This window comes from Pseudomonas sp. PS01303 (assembly GCF_029959385.1).
GTDB classification, from domain to species: domain Bacteria; phylum Pseudomonadota; class Gammaproteobacteria; order Pseudomonadales; family Pseudomonadaceae; genus Aquipseudomonas; species Aquipseudomonas rustica.
Genome location: NZ_JASCPK010000101.1, coordinates 1 through 21,895, shown reverse-complemented (window position 1 = coordinate 21,895; position 21,895 = coordinate 1). Strand labels below are relative to the sequence as shown.

At 60.5% G+C, this 21,895-nt stretch carries 21 protein-coding genes; 6 read left to right on the top strand and 15 right to left on the bottom strand.

The genetic code is table 11. The features are described 5' to 3' along the window. Positions 1-71: 71 nt before the first annotated feature. From QMX93_RS22230 to QMX93_RS22210, 5 genes are all read right to left on the bottom strand, one after another. Positions 72-1,316 (bottom strand): FAD-dependent oxidoreductase, encoded by a 1,245-nt coding sequence (locus QMX93_RS22230; RefSeq protein WP_282357979.1) that lies wholly within the window; start codon positions 1,314-1,316, stop codon positions 72-74. Next, positions 1,306-2,898 (bottom strand): aldehyde dehydrogenase (NADP(+)), encoded by a 1,593-nt coding sequence (locus QMX93_RS22225; protein ID WP_282357978.1) that lies wholly within the window; start codon positions 2,896-2,898, stop codon positions 1,306-1,308. Before QMX93_RS22225 ends, QMX93_RS22230 begins: the two co-directional genes overlap by 11 nt. Positions 2,899-2,966: 68 nt before the next feature. Further along, positions 2,967-3,914 carry a dihydrodipicolinate synthase family protein gene (locus tag QMX93_RS22220; RefSeq protein WP_212549312.1) on the bottom strand — a complete coding sequence of 316 codons (948 nt, stop codon included), beginning with the start codon at positions 3,912-3,914 and terminating at the stop codon, positions 2,967-2,969. A 55-nt stretch (positions 3,915-3,969) separates the two neighbouring features. Then, on the bottom strand, positions 3,970-4,896 hold the full coding sequence (locus QMX93_RS22215) for a 4-hydroxyproline epimerase (RefSeq protein WP_282357977.1): 927 nt from the start codon (positions 4,894-4,896) through the stop codon (positions 3,970-3,972). Positions 4,897-4,918: 22 nt separating this feature from the next. Beyond that, complete coding sequence (locus QMX93_RS22210; protein WP_282357976.1) at positions 4,919-6,544, bottom strand: APC family permease; 1,626 nt, start codon at positions 6,542-6,544, stop codon at positions 4,919-4,921. Between the two features lie 231 nt (positions 6,545-6,775). On the opposite strand from QMX93_RS22210, the gene QMX93_RS22205 reads away from it, so the two are divergent. Then, the gene (locus QMX93_RS22205; RefSeq protein WP_282357975.1) at positions 6,776-7,546 is read left to right on the top strand and encodes an AraC family transcriptional regulator; all 771 of its coding nucleotides are present in this window, start codon (positions 6,776-6,778) and stop codon (positions 7,544-7,546) included. 571 nt (positions 7,547-8,117) lie between these two features. Here the strand turns inward: QMX93_RS22205 and QMX93_RS22200 are convergent. The 8 genes from QMX93_RS22200 to phnD all read right to left on the bottom strand — a co-directional run bounded on the left by QMX93_RS22200 (position 8,118) and on the right by phnD (position 16,294). Continuing rightward, a complete protein-coding gene (locus QMX93_RS22200) occupies positions 8,118-9,053 on the bottom strand; it encodes a Ppx/GppA family phosphatase (RefSeq protein WP_282357974.1) in 936 nt (311 codons plus the stop codon). Between the two features lie 354 nt (positions 9,054-9,407). Then, positions 9,408-10,235 (bottom strand): phosphonoacetaldehyde hydrolase, encoded by an 828-nt coding sequence (phnX, locus tag QMX93_RS22195; RefSeq protein ID WP_282357973.1) that lies wholly within the window; start codon positions 10,233-10,235, stop codon positions 9,408-9,410. Positions 10,236-10,311: 76 nt separating this feature from the next. Continuing rightward, complete coding sequence (locus QMX93_RS22190; protein WP_053121214.1) at positions 10,312-11,181, bottom strand: LysR substrate-binding domain-containing protein; 870 nt, start codon at positions 11,179-11,181, stop codon at positions 10,312-10,314. Positions 11,182-11,191: 10 nt separating this feature from the next. After that, entirely contained in the window at positions 11,192-12,487 is a 1,296-nt protein-coding gene (locus QMX93_RS22185) for an MFS transporter (protein WP_064392989.1), read from the bottom strand. 129 nt (positions 12,488-12,616) lie between these two features. Beyond that, positions 12,617-13,708 (bottom strand): iron-containing alcohol dehydrogenase PsrA, encoded by a 1,092-nt coding sequence (gene psrA, locus QMX93_RS22180; RefSeq protein ID WP_282357972.1) that lies wholly within the window; start codon positions 13,706-13,708, stop codon positions 12,617-12,619. A 110-nt stretch (positions 13,709-13,818) separates the two neighbouring features. Beyond that, complete coding sequence (gene phnE / locus QMX93_RS22175) at positions 13,819-14,637, bottom strand: phosphonate ABC transporter, permease protein PhnE (protein ID WP_282357970.1); 819 nt, start codon at positions 14,635-14,637, stop codon at positions 13,819-13,821. 2 nt (positions 14,638-14,639) lie between these two features. Beyond that, positions 14,640-15,431, bottom strand: coding sequence for a phosphonate ABC transporter ATP-binding protein (gene phnC / locus QMX93_RS22170; RefSeq protein WP_282357969.1), 792 nt, complete (start codon positions 15,429-15,431; stop codon positions 14,640-14,642). Then, positions 15,428-16,294, bottom strand: a complete 867-nt coding sequence (gene phnD / locus QMX93_RS22165; protein ID WP_282357968.1) for a phosphonate ABC transporter substrate-binding protein — start codon at positions 16,292-16,294, stop codon at positions 15,428-15,430. The genes phnC and phnD overlap by 4 nt, the downstream gene beginning before the upstream one ends. A gap of 109 nt (positions 16,295-16,403) precedes the next feature. Between phnD and QMX93_RS22160 the strand changes: the two genes are divergently transcribed. From QMX93_RS22160 to map, 3 genes are all read left to right on the top strand, one after another. Beyond that, complete coding sequence (locus QMX93_RS22160) at positions 16,404-17,261, top strand: LysR substrate-binding domain-containing protein (protein WP_282357967.1); 858 nt, start codon at positions 16,404-16,406, stop codon at positions 17,259-17,261. Between the two features lie 67 nt (positions 17,262-17,328). Next, positions 17,329-17,556 carry a ParD-like family protein gene (locus QMX93_RS22155; protein ID WP_282357966.1) on the top strand — a complete coding sequence of 76 codons (228 nt, stop codon included), beginning with the start codon at positions 17,329-17,331 and terminating at the stop codon, positions 17,554-17,556. After that, a complete protein-coding gene (map, locus tag QMX93_RS22150) occupies positions 17,553-18,344 on the top strand; it encodes a type I methionyl aminopeptidase (protein WP_282357965.1) in 792 nt (263 codons plus the stop codon). The genes QMX93_RS22155 and map overlap by 4 nt, the downstream gene beginning before the upstream one ends. A 109-nt stretch (positions 18,345-18,453) precedes the next feature. On the opposite strand, the gene QMX93_RS22145 is transcribed toward map, so the two are convergent. Together QMX93_RS22145 and QMX93_RS22140 are read right to left on the bottom strand one after the other, a co-directional pair. Next, a complete protein-coding gene (locus tag QMX93_RS22145) occupies positions 18,454-19,347 on the bottom strand; it encodes an alpha/beta fold hydrolase (RefSeq protein WP_282357963.1) in 894 nt (297 codons plus the stop codon). Between the two features lie 31 nt (positions 19,348-19,378). After that, positions 19,379-20,176 carry a crotonase/enoyl-CoA hydratase family protein gene (locus tag QMX93_RS22140; protein WP_282357962.1) on the bottom strand — a complete coding sequence of 266 codons (798 nt, stop codon included), beginning with the start codon at positions 20,174-20,176 and terminating at the stop codon, positions 19,379-19,381. 149 nt (positions 20,177-20,325) lie between these two features. Between QMX93_RS22140 and QMX93_RS22135 the strand changes: the two genes are divergently transcribed. Then, the gene (locus QMX93_RS22135) at positions 20,326-20,901 is read left to right on the top strand and encodes a TetR/AcrR family transcriptional regulator (RefSeq protein ID WP_053121198.1); all 576 of its coding nucleotides are present in this window, start codon (positions 20,326-20,328) and stop codon (positions 20,899-20,901) included. A gap of 81 nt (positions 20,902-20,982) precedes the next feature. Continuing rightward, positions 20,983-21,708, top strand: a complete 726-nt coding sequence (locus QMX93_RS22130; protein WP_282357961.1) for a transporter substrate-binding domain-containing protein — start codon at positions 20,983-20,985, stop codon at positions 21,706-21,708. The last annotated feature ends 187 nt before the right edge of the window (positions 21,709-21,895 follow it).

Here is a 21,895-nt window from a genome sequence, read left to right as displayed (position 1 = left end):
CTGCGATCTTTTGATCTTAAAAAATCAAGATCAAAAGATCGCAGCGTGCCGCAGCTCCTACAGGGCGGTTTTTAGAAACGGTCAAGCCTGTATGGCTCGTTTCTCGGCATCTCACGCAACGCCATCCCGACAACCATCTCCGCCGTCACCGCCGCCTGCGTCAGCCCCAAATGCTGATGACCAAACGCAAGCAACACCTTGCCCCCGCACACCTGATCAATCACCGGCAGCGAATCCGGCAATGACGGCCGAAAGCCCATCCACGGTGTCGCCGCTTCAGCATCCAGATCCGTGCGAAACAAGCCCTGACTCAACCGATGCAACTGCCACGCGCGCTCCATGCTCGGCGGTTTCTCCAGCCCGGCGAACTCAACCGTGCCTGCCAACCGCAACCCTTCGGTCATCGGCGTCATGATGAACTTGCGTTCCAGCGAGGTAACCGGGAAGGGCAGTCGCCCCTGTTCCTGCGGCAGCATCAAGTGATAACCGCGCTCGGTGTCCAGCGGGACTTTTTTGCCGGTCAGCGCAGCGGTCAGTTTCGCCGAGTGCGCGCCGCAGGCAATCAGCACGCGGCTTGCGGTCAAGCCACCATTACCGGTAATCAACGAAACACCGTTTTCCTGAACATGGCCGCCCTGCACCTGCTGCTGCAGAAAACTCACGCCGCAGGCTTTTGCCGCTTCAACCAATTCGCACACCACCCGGTACGGGTCGATGAAATGCCCGGTGCGCGGAAAGAACAAACCGCCCTGAATTTGCTCGCTGAGTTGCGGCGCCGTGTCCTGAATTGCCTTGGCCTGCCAGTAATCGACAGGCACTTCCTGCTGTCGCAATCGAGCTTGCAACGCGCCGATGGTCTGACGTGATTCCGGGCGTTCGAACACCAGCAACGAGCCGTCGACTTTCAGCAAGTCCGGCCGCTGGATGTCGGCGAGCAAGCGTTGCCAGGCGTCCAGACTGCTTTCATTGAGCGCGCGTAATCCGGCCACGGTTTTCTGAAACGGTTCCGCCCGCAGGTTCAAGAGCAGCCGCGTGAACCACGGCAAGGCGCGGGGCAGGTATTTCCAGTCCAGTCGCAACGGCCCCATCGGGTCGAGCAGCATGGCCGGCAGGCGTTTGAGGATCGACGCATCGGCAATCGGGAACACCTGCTCGGTCGCCAGGTGCCCGGCATTGCCGAACGAGGCGCCGTGACCCGGTAGCTGTTGATCGATGACGACCACGCGCAAACCCTGGCGCGCAAAGCGCAAGGCGCAGGCGACGCCGATGATGCCGGCGCCGACCACAGCGATGTCGTGGGAGACGTTATTCGTCATTGGTCAGTGCTTCCCTGTGCCCATCGAGCAGGCGACTCAGGTGCAACGGATTTGCGTGTTTCAGTGCTGTCGGCAACAAGCTGTCAGGGAAATCCTGATAACAGACCGGGCGCAGAAAACGCAGGATCGCCGCCGTGCCCACCGACGTTGTGCGCGAGTCCGACGTCGCCGGAAATGGCCCGCCATGCACCATCGCATCGCAGACTTCGACGCCGGTCGGCCAGCCATTCACCAGCAAGCGTCCGGCCTTGCGCTCCAGTGTCGGCAGCAGCGCGCGGGCGTGATCAAGGTCTTCATCATCCAGGTGCAGCGTCGCAGTCAACTGACCTTCCAGACGCTCGGTGACCTGACGCATTTCATCCACGCTGGCGCATTGCACTATCAGCGACGCAGCGCCAAAGGCTTCTCCCTGCAGATTGTGATCAGCGAGGAAATCGGCGGCGTCGCTGACAAACACCTGCGCCTGACCCTGATTCGGGCCGCTGCCGATCTGGCCGATGGCGGCGACATTTGCCCGAGCGTTTTCGGCCAGCGCATTCACCGCCGATTCATAGGCGTTGAAGATCCACGGGGTTAGCATTGTCTGCGCCGGACTGCTTTTAATCCATTCGGCCGTAGCGGCGATAAAACTTTCCAGCGCTGCACTTTTCAGGGCAATCACCAATCCTGGATTGGTACAAAACTGCCCGGCGCCCAATGTCAGTGAAGCCACAAACCCTTCGGCCAATGCCTGAGTGCGCTTCTGTAATGCCGCCGGAAACAGCAGCACCGGGTTGATCGAACTCATTTCCGCATACACCGGAATCGGCTCGGGCCGCGCCTGTGCCGCTTGAATCAGCGCTAGTCCACCGCTGCGCGAACCGGTAAAACCCACAGCTTTGATGCGTGGATCGCTGACCAGCGCAATGCCCACTTCACGCCCTGAACCGTACAACAGCGAAAACACACCGTCCGGCAAACCACAGGTTTTCACCGCCCGTGCCACCGCTCGGCCAACCAGTTCACTGGTGCCGGGATGCGCACTGTGCGCCTTGACGATCACCGGGCAGCCGGCCGCCAGCGCCGATGCCGTATCGCCGCCCGCCACCGAAAACGCCAAGGGAAAATTACTCGCGCCGAACACCGCCACCGGCCCCAGCGCAATCTGCCGTTGACGCAGATCCGAACGCGGCATCGGTTGACGATCCGGCTGCGCGTTATCGACGCGCACATCCAGCCATTCGCCCGCGCGCACGGTGCGCGCGAACATTCGCAATTGTTGGCAAGTGCGCCCGCGTTCACCCAACAGGCGAGGGCGCGGCAGGCCGGTTTCAGCCATGGCGCGGTCGATCAATTCATCGCCGAGGGCTTCGATTGCCACGGCAATGCTTTCAAGAAATTCGGCGCGGACATTCAGGGTTGTCTCGCGATAAGCGTCGAACGCCGCCCAGGCCAATGCGCAAGCCTGCTCGACATGTTCCGCTGAACCGCCGGCATACGCCGGTTCCAGCGTGGCGTTCGTGGCCGGGTTGATGCCCCGAATGGCTTCGCGATTACCCGCGATAATGTGCTGCCCGATCAGCATGTGGCCCGTCAGCGTCATGGTGTTTTCCCGATAAAAAAGTGATGCCCGCCGTGAGCTAAAAACTTCACGGCAGGCGAAAGCAAGGATCAGGCGAAGTTCTGTTCCGCCGACCAGTTCTCGTACCAGTGACGGAACAGCGCGTACTGCTTCTCGGCGTAACGCCGTTGCGAGTCGCTCAACGCATCGGTTTCGTTGAAGTGCAGGGTGTATTCCTTGTCGCCGTTGAGCACCATCAGATGCTTGTAATACAGCACCAGATCGCAGCCTTCATCGAACGACGACAGCACCGCCAATGCTGATTCCAGCTCCCGCGCCTGACGCCGCGCCTTGGCATCTCCTTGAGCGGCCTTCTTGCTCAGCGCGACCAATTGCAGCACTTCGCGAGGCAGGGCGTTGCCGATGCCGGTGATTGCGCCGGTGGCGTTGCAGTTGACGAAACCGTGCACCACTTGCGTGTCGACGCCGACCATCAGGGTCACGTTTTCATCTTTGGAGGTGATGTTTTCGGCGGCGTAGCGCAGATCGGCGCCACCGCCAAATTCCTTGAAGCCGATCAGGTTCGGGTACTCGCGGCGCAGTTCGAAGAACAGGTCGGCACGGGTGGCGAAACCGTAGTAAGGGCTGTTGTAGATCACCGCCGGTAGGTTCGGCGCCGCTTGCAGAATGGCTGCGAAGTGGGCCTTTTGCGCAGTCACCGAAGCACCCCGGGACAGCACGCGCGGAATCACCATCAATCCTTGCGCGCCGACTTTTGCCGCATGCGCCGCATGGGCGACTGCTTCACGGGAATTCACCGCGCCAGTGCCGACAATCGTTGGAATGCCCGCTGCCACCAGACGCGCCACGCCTTCCTGACGTTCAGCCTCGGTGAGCAGCGGCCAGTCACCCATCGAGCCGCAATACACCACGGCGCTCATGCCGATATCGATCAGCTCGCGACCCTTGGCCACCAGCGCGTCGAAGTCCGGTTTGCGCTGGGCGGTGCACGGGGTCATCAGGGCCGGCATGCAACCGGTGAAGATGTTGTCGCTCATTGTTTTAACTCCTTGGCACATCGTTCAAATTGAGGTGAAAAGTCTGCGTGGCGGTTTAAATGCCCCACGCGAACGGGTCTGTTTCGTCGATCAGCAAGGTGCTGTCGGCGGTCATGTAGGCGCGGCCGGTGATGTACGGGCGAATGCGCTCGCCCTCCCATTCGAAGCGGCCTTCGAACTGGCTGCCGGTGATGCTCGCCTGCACCCAGATCGCGCCGGGTTGCAGCTTGTCGTCGGCGGCGAGGCAGGCGAGTTTGGCGCTGGTTCCGGTGCCGCACGGGGAGCGGTCGTAGGCTTTGCCGGGGCACATGACGAAGTTGCGGCTGTTGGCAACGGCGTCGTCAGCGAACAGTTCGATGTGGTCGATCACCGCGCCGTCTTCGCCATGAATGCCTTGGTCTTCGAGGGCTTTGAGCATCGCCCAGGTGTAGGCGGTGAGGTGTTCGACGTTGTCCATCGTCAGCGTCTGGCCGTGTTCGGAAACGAGGAAGAACCAGTTGCCGCCATAGGCGATATCGCCGAAGACGCGGCCGAATCCCGGCACATCCACCGGCACCTGTTTGCGATGACGGTAAGCGGGGACGTTGCCCAGCGTGACCGAGCCGTCGTCATGCAACGTGGCGCTGACCGGGCCGACCGGCGTGTCGATCTTGTGCACGCCGGGCTGGATTTTTCCCAGGTACTGCAACGAGTTGATCAGGCCGATGGTGCCGTGGCCGCACATGCCGAGGTAGCCGGCGTTGTTGAAAAAAATCACCCCGCACGTGGCGTCCGGCGACACCGGTTGGCAATACAGCGCGCCGACCAGCACATCGTTACCGCGCGGTTCCAGCAGGCAGGCACGGCGCCAGGCATCGTGCTGATTGCGCAGGGCATCTCGTTTTTCCACCATCGTGGTGCCGGCCAGATCGGGGAAACCGCTCATCACCAGACGCGTGGGTTCACCGCCGGTGTGGGAATCAATGACGTGTACTTCTTTCATGAATAGATCCCGTTGGATGATTTCAGTAGGCGCCGGCAGGGCGCGCAGACACGGTCGAAGCGGGAGCGGCGACTTCGCTTTCTTCATCGTCTTCTTCCAGACGCAGCAGGTGCGCCGGTACGCCCGTCGCGGCGCCCCAGTAATAAATACCGGTGGCGCAAACGGCGACGACAATGGTGTCGAACGGATGAGCGAGGATGCCGAGGCCACCAAAGGTGCCGAGTTTCGACAGCACAATCGTTACCGCGTAGAAGGCGATCAACCACGCCGAGGAGCGCACCTGGCTGGCCAGATTGAGGTGCGCGGTCGGCACGAAACGGCCGCACAGCAGGTACACAACGAACATCAGAATTTGCAGACCAAGCAGCCACGACACAGTATTCCAGCCCGACCAGTAAACGATCAGCGCGGCGATGATGAACGACACCGGCCCGAGCACGCCCATGCACTTGACCCGAAACGGACGCGGCATGTTCGGCGCATTGCGGCGCAGTGCAGCCACCGTCACGGGCGCAACGGCGTAGCTCAGCACCAGCGCGGCGGAGACCACGTTGATCAGCGCTTCCCACGACGGGAACGGCAACGTCCAGAACACCGACAGGGCAAAGGTCAGCCACAGCGCCGGACGTGGGATGCCGGATTTCTCGTCGATGTGGGTGAAGACCTTGAAGAAGGTGCCAGTCTGCGCCCAACCGTAGATCACGCGGGGCGTGGCGTTCATGTAGATGTTGCCGCAACCGCTTGGCGAGATCACCGCGTCGGCGACCACCAGATAGGCCAGCCAACCCACGCCTAGCGCCAAGGCGATGTCGCGGTACGGCAGGGAGAATTCCTTGCTGATCCCGGCCCAGCCATTGGCGAGCATTTCGGTCGGGATGCTGCCGAGAAAGGCCATTTGCAGCAGCACATAAATCAACGTCGACAGCAGCACCGAGAGGATCAGCGCGATAGGAATGGTGCGCTGCGGATTCTTCACTTCACTGGCCACCGAGATGATCGGTGTCAGCCCCAGATAGGCGAAAATCACGCCGCCCGCCGACACTGCCATTTCGATACCGGACAAGCCGAACGGCGCAAAACCTTGCACCTGGAAGTTGGCCGGTTTGAAGAAGGTGAAGAGCACGCCGATCACCAGCAGCGGCACGATGAACTTGAACACGCTGACCAGATTGTTGGCCTTGGCAAAGGTCTTCACGCTGCGGTAGTTGAGCAGGAAAAACACGCAGAGCAGGCCGAACTGCACCATCCAGCCGAGGATCGTCGGGTTGCCGCTGCCCGTCTGGGTCAGCTCGGGAAACCATGCCGCCGCGTATTGGCGCGAGGCAACCACTTCGATCGCCACCAGACTGGAAAACGCGATCAGGGTGATGAAGCCCATCAGGTAGCCGAGCAGCGGCCCGTGGGAGTAAACCGGGTAACGCACCACGCCGCCGGCACGCGGTAAGGCCGCGCCCAGTTCGCAGTAAACGATGCCCAGCAACAACACGGCAAAACCGCCCAGCAACCAGGAGAAAATCCCCGCCGGCCCGGCAATCGCGGACACGTGACTGGCCGCGAACAACCAGCCAGAACCGAAGATCGCTCCGAGCCCGATAAATGTGAGGTCGATCAGTGAAAGCTGTTTTTTGAACTTGCCTTGGCCTGACATGGCATCGCCTTCTTGTGAGTTATTGGATAGGCAGTTGTGTCACTGGGACGGCCAGACTTTGAACTCATCGACGGCATGGCGATTGATGTTTTGTGGCGGGTTGGATGACGAAATCAGCACAATGGCGCAGATTAATCGCGGCCCTCGACAGGCCTGCATTGATCCTGCAATCTGCACGCGAATGCCGCAGGGCGGGCACTTGGCCGATCCGCGTTTGAAGAGGAATCCGTAATGCAGCAAGCGTTTTCGATCCTGTCCCAAGGCATCGGCGGCCATCGTCCGCAGACCCTGGAGGAGTTACTGGCCGGTGCGGCGCTGCTGTTGCCGATGCTCGACGTGATCCCCAATGCGGCGATTTTCATCAAGGACACGCAGGCGCGTTACGTGCTCGCCAACCGCACGTTGGTGCAGCGTTGTGGCTTGAAGGATTTGCGTCCGTTGCTCGGTAAAACCAGTGCGCAGGTATTCCCGGCGCAACTAGGCCCGGGCTATACCGAGCAGGATCGCAAAGTGCTGGAGGAGGGCTTTGTGCTGGAGGATCAGCTTGAGCTACACCTGTACGGCAGTCGCGAACCGGGCTGGTGCCTGACGCACAAGCAGCCGCTGTACAACCGAGACGGGGTGATTATTGGGCTGGCGGGGATTTCGGTGGATCTGCAATCGGCCAGTGAAACGCATCCGGCGTTTGAGCGATTGGCGGCTGTCGATGAGCACATTCGTGGGAATTTCAATCGTCGGGTGACTTTGTTGGAATTGACCCGGATTGCTGGTATTTCCGTTGCGCAACTGGAGCGTTACTGTAAGCGCGTGTTCCATTTGACGCCTCGGCAGATGATTCAGAAAGTGCGGCTGGAGCATGCGCATCGCTTGTTGCACAGCGATTTGCCGATCACTGACGTTGCGCTGCAATGCGGGTACACCGATCACAGTGCGTTCACTCGCCAGTTCAAGGCCTCTACAGGCTTTACCCCTCGCCAGTACCGACGGGCCACTTCTCAGTGAATGACTGAAATTCCCTGTGGGAGCGGGCTTGCTCGCGAAGGCGTCGGGTTGGGCGGCTGGGTTTTTGTTGACTGAGTACATATCCATTGCTGTGGTAACGGCGGCTCAGGGTTCCGCCCTTACGGCGGGTCACCTTTTCCAGACGCCGAAAAGGTAACCCAAAAGGCTTTGCCCCAGCATTCGGCCCGCTCGCTGGGGCTCGGGGTTCCTTCGCTCCGGAATTCATCCGGGCGCATCGCCTCCGGTTTGCTGCGCTGCACCTCCTCTCGATGCATTTGGCTGCGCCAAACGGTCGCTGCGCTCCCACCCCCGGATCAATCCCTCCACTCAGCCTTCCGACGGGGCCTGTGAATCAAGATCAAGAGCAGGCGAGCTGACACTCGGCCTAATGGCGAACACCGCCACGGTAGGAGTGAGCCTGCTCGCGATGGCGATTTGTCAGGCACTGGTTTTGAGGCTGGATGTACACAAAACCTGTAGGAGCCGAGCTTGCTCGCGAAGGCGTCAGCACATTCAACATCAGCTTTGAATGTAAAGGCCTCTTCGCGAGCAAGCTCGGCTCCTACAAGGATCAGTGCTTGCTCATCAGGCCGTGCAGGACGCCGAGGCGCAGGCCGGGTTCGGAGGGGGCCATTTGCGAGATGCCGAATACTTTGAACGCCGCGAGCATCAATACCAATCCGCCGGGCAGGATGCTTTGGCGGTGCGGTTGCAGGCCGGCGAGGTGCAGCTGTTGCACATTGCTCACTTTCAGCAGAAGCAGGGCCAGGCGCAACAGGCCGGCGTAGGTGATGCCGTCCTTGCCGAAGTCATTGAGGTGATTGGCCTTGAGCACTTTGGCCAGCATGCGGGCGGTACCCGACGAGCCGATGGTCTGCTGCCAACCCTGACTCCGATAACGCCGGGCAACCCGTTCAAATTGCAGGATGGCGAAACGTTCGGCTTCTTGCAGGGCGCTGGCAGAAATATCACCGCCGCGAAAGAACCGCGTACTCAACGTGCCGCTGCCAATCGCGATGCTTTCGGTCAGCAACGCTTGCGAGCCCTGGCCGAGAATCAGCTCGGTGGAACCGCCGCCAATATCCACCACCAAACGCATATCCTCAGCACCCGGCAGCGCATGCGCCACACCGGCGTAGACCAGTCGCGCTTCTTCTTGCCCGGAAATCACATCAATGGGAAAACCCAGATGCCGCTCGGCGCTGGCCAGAAACAACTGCGCATTGTCCGCCTCACGCACCGCACTGGTCGCCACTGCGCGAACCCGTCCGGCCTCGAAACCGCGCAATTTCTTGCCGAATCGCGCCAACGCCTGCCAGCCTCGATCCAGTGCCAACGCATCCAGCGCGCCGCCGTCAAAACCTTCGGCGAGGCGCACCGGCTCGCGCAGGGTTTTCACTTCCTGAATCAGCAGGCCTTTGCGACTGCGCAGCGACTGGCCGATCATCAGGCGAAAGGCATTCGAACCCAAGTCGATGGCAGCGAACAGCGGGGCGTGTTCTTTCATGGGAATCCTTGCAAAACAACCGTCACGCGGCGCAGGACGGTTTGCGAGGATTCTGCCGTGATCTTGATGACAGCCTGATGACGGGGCAGGGGCGGTTCAGTGAATTTACGGCTGTCATGACACTGTCATTATTCAGCGTCTATGCTTGGCTCCATACATCGCGTGTTCTTGAAGTTTCTGCTGCCATTCGTGGCAGCTTTTTTTTGCCCGCGATTCAAGCGAAGCAAACCACTGATCGTTCCCACGCTCTGCGTGGGAATGCCTCTAGGGACGCTCCGCGTCCAGTGACGCGGAGCGTCACGGGCTGCATTCCCACGCGGGAGCGTGGGAACGATCAGGGGTGAGGGGGATGCGTCAGCAGGACTGTGGGGTTTCGCCGCGCGCCAGGCGTGCGTTGATGTCTTCAATGACCTCAGGCAGTTCGGCGATGGTGTCGATCAGGTAATGCGGGCGCGAAGGCGCGAACATCTTGCCAATTCGCTCACGCTCCTCTGCCAGACGATCCGACGGCAGCGCCTTGAACTGTTCGTAAGTCAGCCCCAGCGCGTTGCCGGAACACGTCAGCGCCACCGTCCACATCCCCGCGCTACGCCCTTCAAGAATCCCCGGCCAGGTGTCATCAACCTTGACGCACGCGGCCACATCATCGATGCCCAAAGCAATCACGTTGGCCAACGACTGCGCCGGATACGGCCGGCCATTCGGCACTTCATCGGTGGCGACGACATGGTCAGCGACGTAACCATTGTCCCGCGCCAGTTCGACAACCTTGGCCATCACCACCGCCGGATACCCTGAGCACGAACCAATCTTCAAGCCCTTGCCGCGCAACGCCGCAATCGCTTCGAGCGCACCGGGAATGACCGTCGAATGCAGGGCGATTTTCTCGATCTGCAACGGCATGAAGCGTTCGTAGATCGCTGTCACATCGTCGTCACTCGGCAAGCGATCAAACGCGGCGCGATAGCGCTCGGCGATCTGCGGCAGGTTGCACAGGGTGCGGATGTGATCCCACTTGCCCATGCCCATCGGGCCGCGAGCTTCTTCCAGCGACACCGCGACGCCGAACTCGGCAAAGGCCTCGACGAATATCTGCGTCGGCGCAAACGAGCCGAAGTCGACAACGGTACCGGCCCAGTCAAGGATCGCGGCTTGCAGGTGAGTCGGGTTTTTGTACTGCATGGTCAAATCTCCGTTTTCGGGTAAGCGTGGGCCGTCCCTCGGTAATGAGGTAGGCGGTTTCAAGGGTCAATGCTGATCAGGTCAGCGGTGGATTCGAATCAAACAGTTCGGCAATCACCGGTCGGTTGCGGCGGATGCCGAGGCAGCACAGGTGGTATTCGATGAAAAACGGGTGATCGACAAAGGTGATCGGCGTGGTGCCCGGGGTTTCGGCGTACTCGACCGCCGAGACAAAACCGATGCCGATGCCTTTGACGATCGCGTGCACGATGGCTTCGCGGCTGTTCAGTTGCATGACGCGGTTGAGGTCGATATCGAGGCGCTTGCAGCTTTCTTCGACCAGTTGCCGGGTGCGCGCACTTTGCTCGCGCATCACCCATTTCTCGCGGCTGATTTCGCTGATGTGAACCTGCGACTGGCTGGCCCACGGATGGTCATCGCGCACCACGGCAATAATCGGATAGCGGTGATACAGCCGCGTGTGGAAGCGCTCATCGAATTCCGACAACGCCAGAATCGCCACGTCGATATCGAAGTTGAACAGCCGCGCGAGGGTTTCCTTTTCCGAGGAAAACGAGGTTTCCAGTTCGATGTCCGGGTGCCGCTGCATCAGCTCGTAGGTCAGATTCATCGCAATCGGCGGCGACACCGCGCCGAGCCGCAGCATGCCGTTTTTGCGCTGCTTGAAGCTTTGCAGCAGTTGCACCGCTTCATCTTCCTGGCCGAACAAACCTTGAGTGATTGCGTAAAGCTTGTGCCCGGCGGAACTCATCTCGATGTAGCGCCCGCGCCGATGGAACAGCTCGACCGAGAAGGTTTTCTCCAGTGCGTTGACCTGCTCGCTGACGGTCGGCTGACCGACGCTGAGGTACTCCGCCGCGAGGGTGAAGCTGCCGGTTTTGGCCACCGCATGAAACGAACGCAACCACTTGTGATACTGGTACATGCAAGCCCCATCAGCGTCGGATGAACAATGCCACTGCCGCGCTGCACAGGCAGGCGCTGGTGACCACTATGAAGATGAGAGACGTGTTTGCCGTGGTGTCAAGCAAACGACCGATCAAAGGCTCGGCCAGGCCGGCAAACAGATAGGACGAAAAGTTCATGATCCCGGTCGCAGTGCCTGCGCGTTTGGCACCGACCAGATCCGGGCACAGTGCCCAGAAACTCGACGCCGGGCCGTAGACGAAGAAGCCGCAAAGGAACAGCGCGACCAGGCCGATCACGCTGTGCGGCGGCAGGCTCCACATCCACAGACTCGTCGCGGCGCCAAGGAACATGTAGAGCATGATCGCCAGATAACGCTTGGAACCGAACAGCTTGTCCGACACCCAGCCGTTGCTCAACGCGCCGACCGCCATGCCGACGGGGAGGGCGACGGTGATCCATTTCGGATCGATCATGCCGTCACCGCTTTTCCAGTCGGCGCCGAGAAAGTGCACCGGCACCCAGACGATCAAGCCGTAGCGCGCCGCGTTCTGAAAGCCCAGTGACAGCGCGGCGATCAGCAGGCGCGGATTCTTCAGCACGGCTTTATAGCGTTGCGCCGAGGTCTCGACTTCGCCATGCGCGGCTTCCTGATGTTTGTCGTCAGCGTTGGCCACGCCGGTATCGCCTACCGGTTCGAAGCCCAGATCCTGCGGGCGTTCACGGGCAACCAGATAGAAAATGATCCCGCCGGCGAGCATCAGCAGTACCGGCAAACGGAAGATCCAGCGCCATTCCAGTTGCAGCACTTCGAGCACGACGATGGAGGTGACGTACGACAGAATCGACGCGCAACCGGCGGCGAAGGTGTAGAAGCCATAGACCTTGCCGCGCTCGCCGGCCGCCCACCAGTTGGCAATCAGCCGACCGCCCGGCGCCCAGCCCAAGGCCTGAAAGTAGCCGTTGACGCCCCACGGCAGGATCAGGCTGGTGAAACCGCCGGCAAAACTGGTCACCCAGTTCGCCGCGCAGGACAGCACTGCGCCGAGAGTCATGATGCGCCGGCCACCGAACTTATCGGCGAGGTTGCCGTTGATGGCCTGGCCAATGGCGTAGGCCCAGAGCATCGCCGCAGAAGCCCAGCCAAGAGTTTCCTTGCTCAAACCGAACTCGGCCTGAATCCCCGGAATGGCAAAACCGAAGGTCTGCCGCCCTGTGTAGAAAAACAGGTAACAGAACATCGCCGCCAGCAGCATGCGCCACTGCGCGACCCGGAATGAGGCAGAACGTACGGCGAGACCAGGCATTGTTTCGGCACGATTCATGATCTTTTCCTTATTGTTGTGGGTTCCCGCCGTTTGTCGTCGACGGGTGCACTCTTTTTCGGTGCGGCAGGAAATCACCACGGCTGTGAGCCGTAGGCGGTGCTTGGGTTGATCGAGTGGCGTCGGGCGTCAGGCAGCTTGCGAACCGATGAAGTTCTTGCCGCGCGCGCCCTGCATCGCGAGGTGGATGATGTCTTCGGCGTCCTTGGCCGAGACGCCGTAATCGGCGAACTCGGTCTTCACCCCGAGGCGGTGGAGGAACTCGCGCAACTGCTGTTGCGCGGTGAGCAGATCCTCGCCGAAAACTCGTTGCAGGATGCGGTCACGGGTGGCGTCGTGACCCCAGGCCAGACCGAGCACCAGCGGCAAGGTGAAAGAGCAGGCGATGCCGTGGGGCAAGCCGTGGCGCAGTGTCATCTCGTAGGAAATCGAATGCGCCAGCGCGGTTTTGGTGTTGGAAAACGCCAGCCCGGCCTTGAGCGCGGCGAGTGCCATGCGCGTGCGCAACTCTTGGCTCGACAGATCTTTGTGCAAACGCGGCAGGCATTCGAGAATGTCTTCGATCGCAGAAATGGCGAAGGTGTCAGAGACCGGATTGGCGTTAACGTTCCAGATCGCTTCCAGCGCGTGGGACAACGCATCGAGCCCGGTGGACACGGTTACGCTGGCCGGCACGGTGAGCATCAGTTGCGGATCGATGATCGCCACGCGCGGCCAGGTGCAGTCGAGATGAAGCGAGTACTTCTTCTGGCTGGCGCTGTCCCAGATCGTCGCCCACGGCGTGACTTCGCTACCGGTGCCGGCGGTGGTCGGTGCGGCGATCAGCTGTTTGCAACGCGCCGGAGTGAACGCCTTGCCGGTCGCCAGCAGGGTCAACAACTCATCGAAATGCCCGGACTCGGTGCCGACGATCAACGCTTTGGCGGTATCGATGGCACTGCCGCCACCGACCGCGAGCACCACGTCGCAATCGCCGGCCTGCTGCCAGAACTGCTCGTAAGTGCTGCGCAGATGGGCGACGTCAGGGTTGGGCTGGACGTCTTCGAACACGTAGACCAGACGCTCACCGAGCAACGCTTGCAGGCGATCGACCAGCCCCAGCCCACGGGCCTCAGGGAAGGTGACGAGGGCCACGGTCTGCTGGTCGGTAATGGCAGCGAGGTCTTGCAGGCTGCCCCAGCCGAAACGGGTATCAACTGGGTTCTGGAAGCGGGCAGTCATGGTGGATCCTTATTGTTGTTGTCGTGTGGCGCCATACTCAGCGCCCGTCGACAACGGCTCAAATCGATAATTCGCAGGTTTGAATCGGCTCAGCCGATAGCGGTTCGATGTCAGTGCGCCGAGCCGCTCTGGATCGCCGCGCGCAGGCGACTGGAGAGGGTGTCGGCGACGATCACCATGAAGGTGATGACGATGATGCACGTCGCGGTTTCCGGGTATTTGAACAACTTCAGGCTGCTCACCAGTTCGAACCCCAGGCCGCCGGCGCCGACCATGCCCAGCACCGTGGCCGAGCGCAGATTGACTTCGAAGCGGTACAAAATCACCGCAATCCACGCCGTGATCACCTGCGGTAAAACGCCAAACACGATCACTTGCAACGGTCGCGCACCGGTTGCTTGCAGCGCTTCAATCGGGCCTTGGTCGATCTCTTCGATGCTCTCGGCGAAGAACTTGCCGAGCATGCCCAGACCGTGCAGCGCCAGCGCCAACACGCCGGGGAACGGGCCGAGGCCAACGGCCGAGACGAAGATCAGCGCGAGGATCAGTTCGTTGATGCTGCGGGTGAAATTAAGCGCCTGACGCGTGATGTGAAACACCCAGCGATTGCGGCTCAGATTGCGCGCGGCGAGGAAGGACAGCGGAATCGCCAGCAACACACCGAGCAGGGTGCCCCAAATGGCGATCTGCAAAGTCTCCACCGCTGGCGCGACCAGACGCGGCAGGATGCTCAGATCCGGCGGAAAGGTGCGCGAGAGAAAGTCACCGATCTGCGGCAATCCCGCCGCCAGTTCACCGAGGCTGAGTTGCGCACCTTGCGCGCTCCAGTTCAGCGTCCACAGCACGATCACGACGATGCCGGCGGTGGTCAGCCAACTGCGTGTGCCACGGGGCCGTTCGCCGACCCACTGATAGTTTGGCGATTGCATGCTCAGGCCCTCGAGGCGGCGCGGTAGGACAGGGTGGGCGCCGGGACGTCAGCGGAGTGTTCTGCCGATTGCCCCGGATAGATTCGCGCCAGATCGGCGTCGGTCATGCTCGACGCTTTGCCATCGAACACCAGACTGCCGTGAGCGAGGCCGACCACGCGGTCGCCGAACTCACGGGCGTATTCGACTTGATGCAGATTGCACAGCACGGTGATGCCCAGTTCGCGGGTGGCATCGCGCAGGTACTGCAACACCAGTCGCGCGGTTTTCGGATCGAGGCTGGCGATCGGTTCATCGGCCAGAATCACCTGCGGCCGTTGCGCCAAGGCACGGGCAATACCGACGCGCTGCTTCTGTCCGCCAGACAATGAATCGGTGCGCTCACTGGCCTTGTGCGCCAGTTCGACGCGTTCCAGGCATTGCATCGCCAGCGCCACATCGTCACGGCGAAACAGTTGCAGAATCGAGGCGAGGGTGCCGACTGAACCGAGACGACCGGTCAGCACATTCTTCAATACGCTCAGGCGCGGCACGACGTTGTGGTGCTGAAAAATCATCGCCACTTCACGGCGCAAAACGCTGGTGTCGGGGCAGGCGAGGGCATCAATGCCCGCCACGTTCAGCGTGCCGCTGTCGGCCTGCGCCAAGCGATTGATGCAACGCAGCAAGGTCGATTTACCGGCGCCGGACTGACCGAGCACCACGACGAATTCGCCCGCAGCGACGTCAAGGTCGATGCCGCGCAACACCGGGTTGCTGCCGTAGTGTTTGCTCAGTTGGCGGATGCTGATCATTTCATGCTCCGCAAATCGAGATCGAGCACCTTGGCGGTTTCGCGCACCACGTCATAAGACGCATCGGTGGTAGGCTGGAAGCCATTGAGCACGCCCTGATCACCCCACGGCACGTCCTTGATCGAAGCCAGTGCGTCGGCGACTTTTTTCTTCAATTCCGGATCGAGCGCCTTGCGCCAGACCATCGGCGATTCGGGAATCGGCTTGGAACTCCAGACGATTTCGAAGTCATCCTGCTTGACCACACCTTTGGCCACGGCGCTGGCAAAGATGCGGTCAGCCACGGCGGCGGCGTCGACTTTCTTGTTCTCGACCGCGAGGATACTGGCGTCGTGGGAACCGGAGAAAATCACGCGTTTGAACAAAGTGTCCGGCACAAACCCGGCCTGCTCCAGTCCTGCTTTCGGAAACAGATGACCGGACGCCGAGCTTGGGTCAACGAACGCGAATGTATGGCCCTTGAGGTCGGCCAGCGAATGAATGCCGCTGTCCTTGCGCGCCAGAATCACACTTTTGTAAGCGCTCTGGCCGGTCTTCTTGGTCACCGCCACGGAGAACGCTTCGACATCGGCCACCGAGGTCGCCAGCACGTAGGAGAACGGGCCGAGGTAGGCGACGTCGAGTTTGCCCGAGCGCAGCGCTTCGATGATGCCGTTGTAGTCGGTGGCCACGAACGGCACCACCGGCATGCCGATTTTGGCTTGCAGATCGTCGAGCACTTGTTTGCTCGATTCGATCATCGCTTGGGAGTCTTCCGAAGGGATCAGGCCAATGGTCAGTTTGTCCTTGGCCCAGACCTGGCTGGCACTCAAGGCAAGTACGGCAAGGCTGGCGGCACGCAGAAACTGGTTAATTGTTTTCATGGCATTCCACGGTGTGGTTGGGAGTTGCCACAGGCTAGGTCTGTCACGTGACAGTCATTCAATCAATTCAATATGGGAAACGGCAGTTAACTATTGATGGAGTCTATGGATGTCGAGCGCTAAGTTGCGGGCCTTTCTCGCCGTCGCCCGCCACGGCAGTTTCAGTGCCGGGGCGCGGGCGTCAGGCTTGAGCCAACCGACCCTGACCACTCAGGTGCAGGCCTTGGAACGTCAGCACAATGTTGAGCTTTTCCACCGGCGTGGGCGGCGGATCGAGTTGTCGGATGTGGGTCGGCAACTGCTGCCTATCGCTCAGCGCATCGCCCTGCTGGAACTGGAAGCGCATAACCTGATGCGTGATTCCGGGCGGCTCGACAGCGGCCAGCTCAAGGTCGGTGCGGTGGGGCCGTTTCATGTGATCGAAATGGTCGACAGTTACCTGCAACAGCATCCGAATATCGACGTGTCGATCCGCGTCGGTAACTCGGCGCAAGTGTTATCGGATCTGGAAAATTACGTCACCGACATCGCCGTGCTGGCCGGGCGTCAGGATGATCCGGCGTTGTGTTCGGTACGTTATGCGCGGCACGCGATCATCCTCTTTGCCCACCATGAGCATCCATTGGCCAATCGCGGCAGCGTGCGCCTGGAAGAACTGGAAGGGCAGCGACTGCTGCAGCGCGAACCCGGCTCGACCACGCGGCTGGTGCTGGAGCAGGCGCTGAATGCGGCGCAAGTGAAACCGAGGATCGCCATGGAAATTGGCAGTCGTGAGGCGTTGCGTGAAGCGGTGGTGCGCGGGCTGGGATTGGGTGTGGTGTCGGAAGCGGAATTTATTGCCGACCCGAAAATCCGCACGATCAGAATCGAGGGCGAAGAGCTGTTCACCGAGACGTATCTTTATTGCTTGGCCGAACGGCGTTCCAGTCGGCTCATTTCGTCGTTTTTCGATGCGGCGCTCGGCTGAGGGTTTGCAATCTCCGGCGAGGCTTGGCTAATATACGTTCCATATACACATCGTATCGGATTCATATATGGGCATCGTAAAGATTTCAGAGGACATGCACGAGAATCTGCGGATCTCCAGCAACGCCCTCAGCCGCTCGATCAACGCGCAAGCCGAGCACTGGATGCGCATCGGCATGCTCGCCGAACTGCACCCTAACCTCGACCACAGTGCGATCTGCCGCTTGCTGATTCGCGCTGAACAAAATGGCGGGCTCGACCTGCAAAAACTGACTCAGGAAGCCGTCAGCGCATGAGAAACCAGATCAAGATCAACACCCCGGCGGACATCGCCCAATCGCGCGCTGCCGGCAAACTCGCCGCTGAAGTGCTGGCGATGCTGGTGCCACACGTCAAGGCCGGCGTCACCACTGATCAGCTCGATCAACTGTGCAACGACTACATCGTCAATGTGCAAAAAGCAGTGCCGGCCAACGTCGGTTATCACGGCTTTCCGAAAACCGTCTGCGCCTCGGTCAATGATGTGGTCTGTCACGGCATTCCGTCGGGCACGCCGTTGAAGGATGGCGACATCGTCAACCTCGACATCGCGGTGATCAAGGACGGCTGGTTCGGCGACACCAGCCGCATGTACGTGGTCGGCGAGGCAACACCCGAGGCGCAGCATCTGATCAAGACTACCTATGACGCCATGTGCGCGGGGATTCGCGTGGTCAAGCCGGGCGCCACCTTGGGCGATATCGGCCACGCGATCCAGACGTTGGCGGAGAAGGAAGGCTTCAGCGTGGTGCGCGAGTATTGCGGACACGGGATCGGCAAGGTCTATCACGATGAACCGCAAATCCTGCATTACGGCTTTCCCAATCAGGGCATGAAGTTGAAGGCGGGGATGATTTTTACCGTGGAGCCGATGCTCAATGCCGGCAAGCGCCATGTGAAGAACATGTCCGATGGCTGGACGGTGCTGACCAAGGATGGCTCGTTGTCGGCGCAGTGGGAGCATATGGTGGCGGTGACGGAGACGGGCTTCGAAATCCTCACTGCCTGGCCCGACGACATCGAAGGCTATTCCCCGATCACCTAAACACCATAAACCCCCTGTAGGAGCTGTCGAGTGAAACGAGGCTGCGATCTGTTGATCTTGTTTTTAACAGCAAGATCAACAGATCGCAGCCTGCGGCAGCTCCTACAAGTTATGTGGTGTGTGCAGGGGCGCTTTGCAGCCAATCAAGCACCTCATCCCACAACGGCTGTGCGCTTTCGCGGAAGTAACCCATGTGCCCGTAAGGTTTGCTGCCCAGTGGCGGCTGCAGATCCAGCAATGTCAGCGGTGCATTCACCATGGCTTTGACAAACGCATCGCGCGAACGCGGTGGCGCCCACGGATCATCGACCGACGTGGCGAAAACGCATGGCGTTGTGACCTCGGCGTAGAGCGCATACAGATGGCTCATCTGGGGGTCGTCGAAGTAGTAGTGGGGGAATTTGCACCAGCGTTTCCAGTCGTTGTAAACGCCCAGCGGCAAATCATCGCCCATGCCCAGCATGCTCCAGGCCATGTAGCCTTTGCGGGCGACAATCACCGGCAGCACAAACGTCCACATCAGACGGATTTTCCAGGCCTCGGTTCGGGACATCCAGCCGCTCCACCCCGCGCCACTGCCCAGGGTGTAGCAAGCTGTCAGGGCGGGGTGATTGGGCAACAGACCAATCGCATGACCACCAAACGAATGGCCGACCCAATACAGCGGCAATGCTTCCTGGCTTAGCAGATCCACTGCCGCCGCCAAATCCTGATAAGCCCAATCCAGATAAGACATCTCAAAGCCTTTGAGCGAAGCCGGTTTCGACTCACCGATGCCCCGGTAATCGAGGGTCAGCACGTGAAAGCCCTGGCGCGCCGCGTGCTCGGCAAAAAGCCGATAAAAGCGCTGCTGGACCCCGGTGGCACCGGCCATGATCAGGTTACCTTTGACGACGCCCGCTGCGCCGTAGCGCTTGGCGGACAACGGATAACCATCGCGGGCAATGAGGGCGATGTCCTGTCTCTGGATCGATTCGGCAAAGGCTGCGGCCATGGTGTTCATGAAATTGTTCCGAGTGAGTTGAGCAAAGCCTTCAGCGACCTTTGAACTGCGGTTCGCGCTTTTGCATCATCGCCATGACGCCTTCGCGGACATCCTCGGTTTTGATCAGGGCCAGCAGTTGTTCATCAAGCGTCGACAGTGCCGCATCGTCTCCCTGATCCTGCGCCAGAAACGCCGATTGCAGCGTCGCCTGAATCGCCAGAGGCGCAGCCTTGGCAATGCGTTCGGCGTATTCGATGGCGCGTGCCAGAGTCTGGCCGGGTGCGACCACTTCGGTCAGCAGGCGCATGTGCAGGGCGGCATCGGCATCGAACTCTTCCGCCGTGAGCATGTAGCGCATGGCGGCGGTCCAGCCCGCTGCGCGGGTGAAGCGCAGGGTGGAACCGCCGGCGGGAGAGATCCCGCGCAACACTTCCAGATGAGCGAAACGGGCATTGGTGGCGGCAATGCTGATATCGGCGTTGAGCATCAATTCGATGCCCGCCGTCCAGCAAATGCCTTCAATGGCAACCACCACCGGTTTACGCCTGCGCGGTTTGGAAACGCCCCATGGGTCGATGCCTTCTTCAGGATACTTGAAGGCGCCTGACACCAGTTTCGGCGTCAGCTCCATCAAGTCCAGGCCTGCGGTGAAGTGCTCGCCATGCGCGAACAGCACGGCGCAGCGGAGTTCGTCATTGCGCTCATACTCGCCGATGGCCAATGCCAGGTCCGTCAGCATTGCACTGTCGAATGCGTTGCGTTTGCCGGCGCGATCCAGACCGATCAAAAACAACTGACCGCGTTGTTCGCGGGTGACTCGGCCGGGGCCACTGTTGGCTTCGTTCATCTCTGCTCTCCCTGATTTTTTGTCGGCGGCCAGTTACTGACCATCTGTTCGGTAAATAGAAACTAAACGAACAGTTGGTAACCGTCAAATTGAGAAGGGCAGGCTTATGTCATAGAATCACCGCCAGTTATCCGGATCAGGAAATACCCGTGCGACCGTTGAAAATCCCCCGTGAAGAGCTGCTCCTGCGGTGCGCCAATACCTTCAAACGCCTTGGCTACCATGGCACCACCATGGACGTACTCGCGTCCGCTTGCGGCTTTACCAAGGCTTCGTTCTATCACCACTATCCGAATAAGGAGGCCTTGCTGCGTGACGTGCTCGACTGGACGCATCAGGTCATCAACCAGACCTTGTTTGCCGTGGCCTTCGACGAAAAACTCACGCCACAAGAACGCCTGAGCAAAATGGGCCGCAAGGCTGCGCGGCTGTTTCAGAATGACTCGATTGGTTGCCTGATGGGCGTGGTGGCGGTCGATGCTGCGTACGGTAAAAGTGAATTGCTGGAGCCGATTCGCGGCTTTTTCGATGCATGGGCCAAGGCGTTTGCGCATTTGCTGGAAGGCGAGGTCGATGAGGGACAAGCCTTGCTGACCGCTCGACAATGGGTGGCGGATTACGAGGGGGCGATTCTGCTGGCTCGGGTCTATGGTGACGCGGCTTACATCGATGCGGTGACGCGTCGGGCGCTGGAACACTTGAGTGCCTGTCAGGCACCGACATAAGGCTTACGCGCTGTGTGTTGTGTCCTCGACAGTGTCAGCCACGACGCACACTGACTTTTTATCCGATCAGGGAGCAACACCATGAGTGCAATCACCCCGGCCGTGATGGCCGATCTCGCGCCCGACGGCGTGCTGCATGCCGCCATCAATTTTGGCAACCCGGTGCTGGCACAGCGCAGGGCGGACGGTGCGCCGCAGGGTGTTTCGGTGGCTTTGGCGATAGCGCTGGCTGCCGAGTTGGGTGTCGAGTTGGAGATGCGTACGTTTGATGCGGCGGGCAAGGTTTTCGCGGCGCTGGAGGAGGGCGTGTGGAACTTGGCGTTTCTCGCCATCGAGCCGGTGCGCGAGGCGCAGATTGCGTTCAGCGCGCCGTACGTGATTATTGAGGGGACTTATCTGGTCGAGGCGCAGGCCCCGTATCGCAACGTCGAGGATCTCGATCAGCCAGGATTGCGATTGGCCGTTGGCAAAGGCGCAGCCTACGACCTGTTCCTCAGTCGCACGCTGCAGCACGCACAATTGGAGCGTGCCGAAACCTCGGCGGGTGCCGTTGACCTGTTTATCGAGCATCACCTGGATGCCGCCGCCGGTGTCCGTCAGCCCTTGCAGAAAGTCGCGGATGCCGACGCGCGTTACCGCGTGCTGGACGGCGCGTTCACGGCGATTCGCCAGGCTATGGCCGTGCCCCGTGGGCGCAGGGCCGGCGCGGCGTATGTGCGGGCGTTTGTCGAGCGCAAGAAGGCTGAAGGGTTTGTCGCTGCAGCGCTCGCCGAGAGCGGGCAGGGCGATGTAACAGTCGCGCCTTGAGATCAAAAAAAGGGCCACCGCGGCCCGACGCTTGGGTGGCCCTGAGGGGGACATTCTTGAAATGACGGCAGACCCTGTGGGAGCGAGCCTGCTCGCGAAGAGGCCGTGTCAGTCAACCTTAACGTTGAATGACACACCGCATTCGCGAGCAGGCTCGCTCCCACATTTGCAATTCATTCCTGTAGGA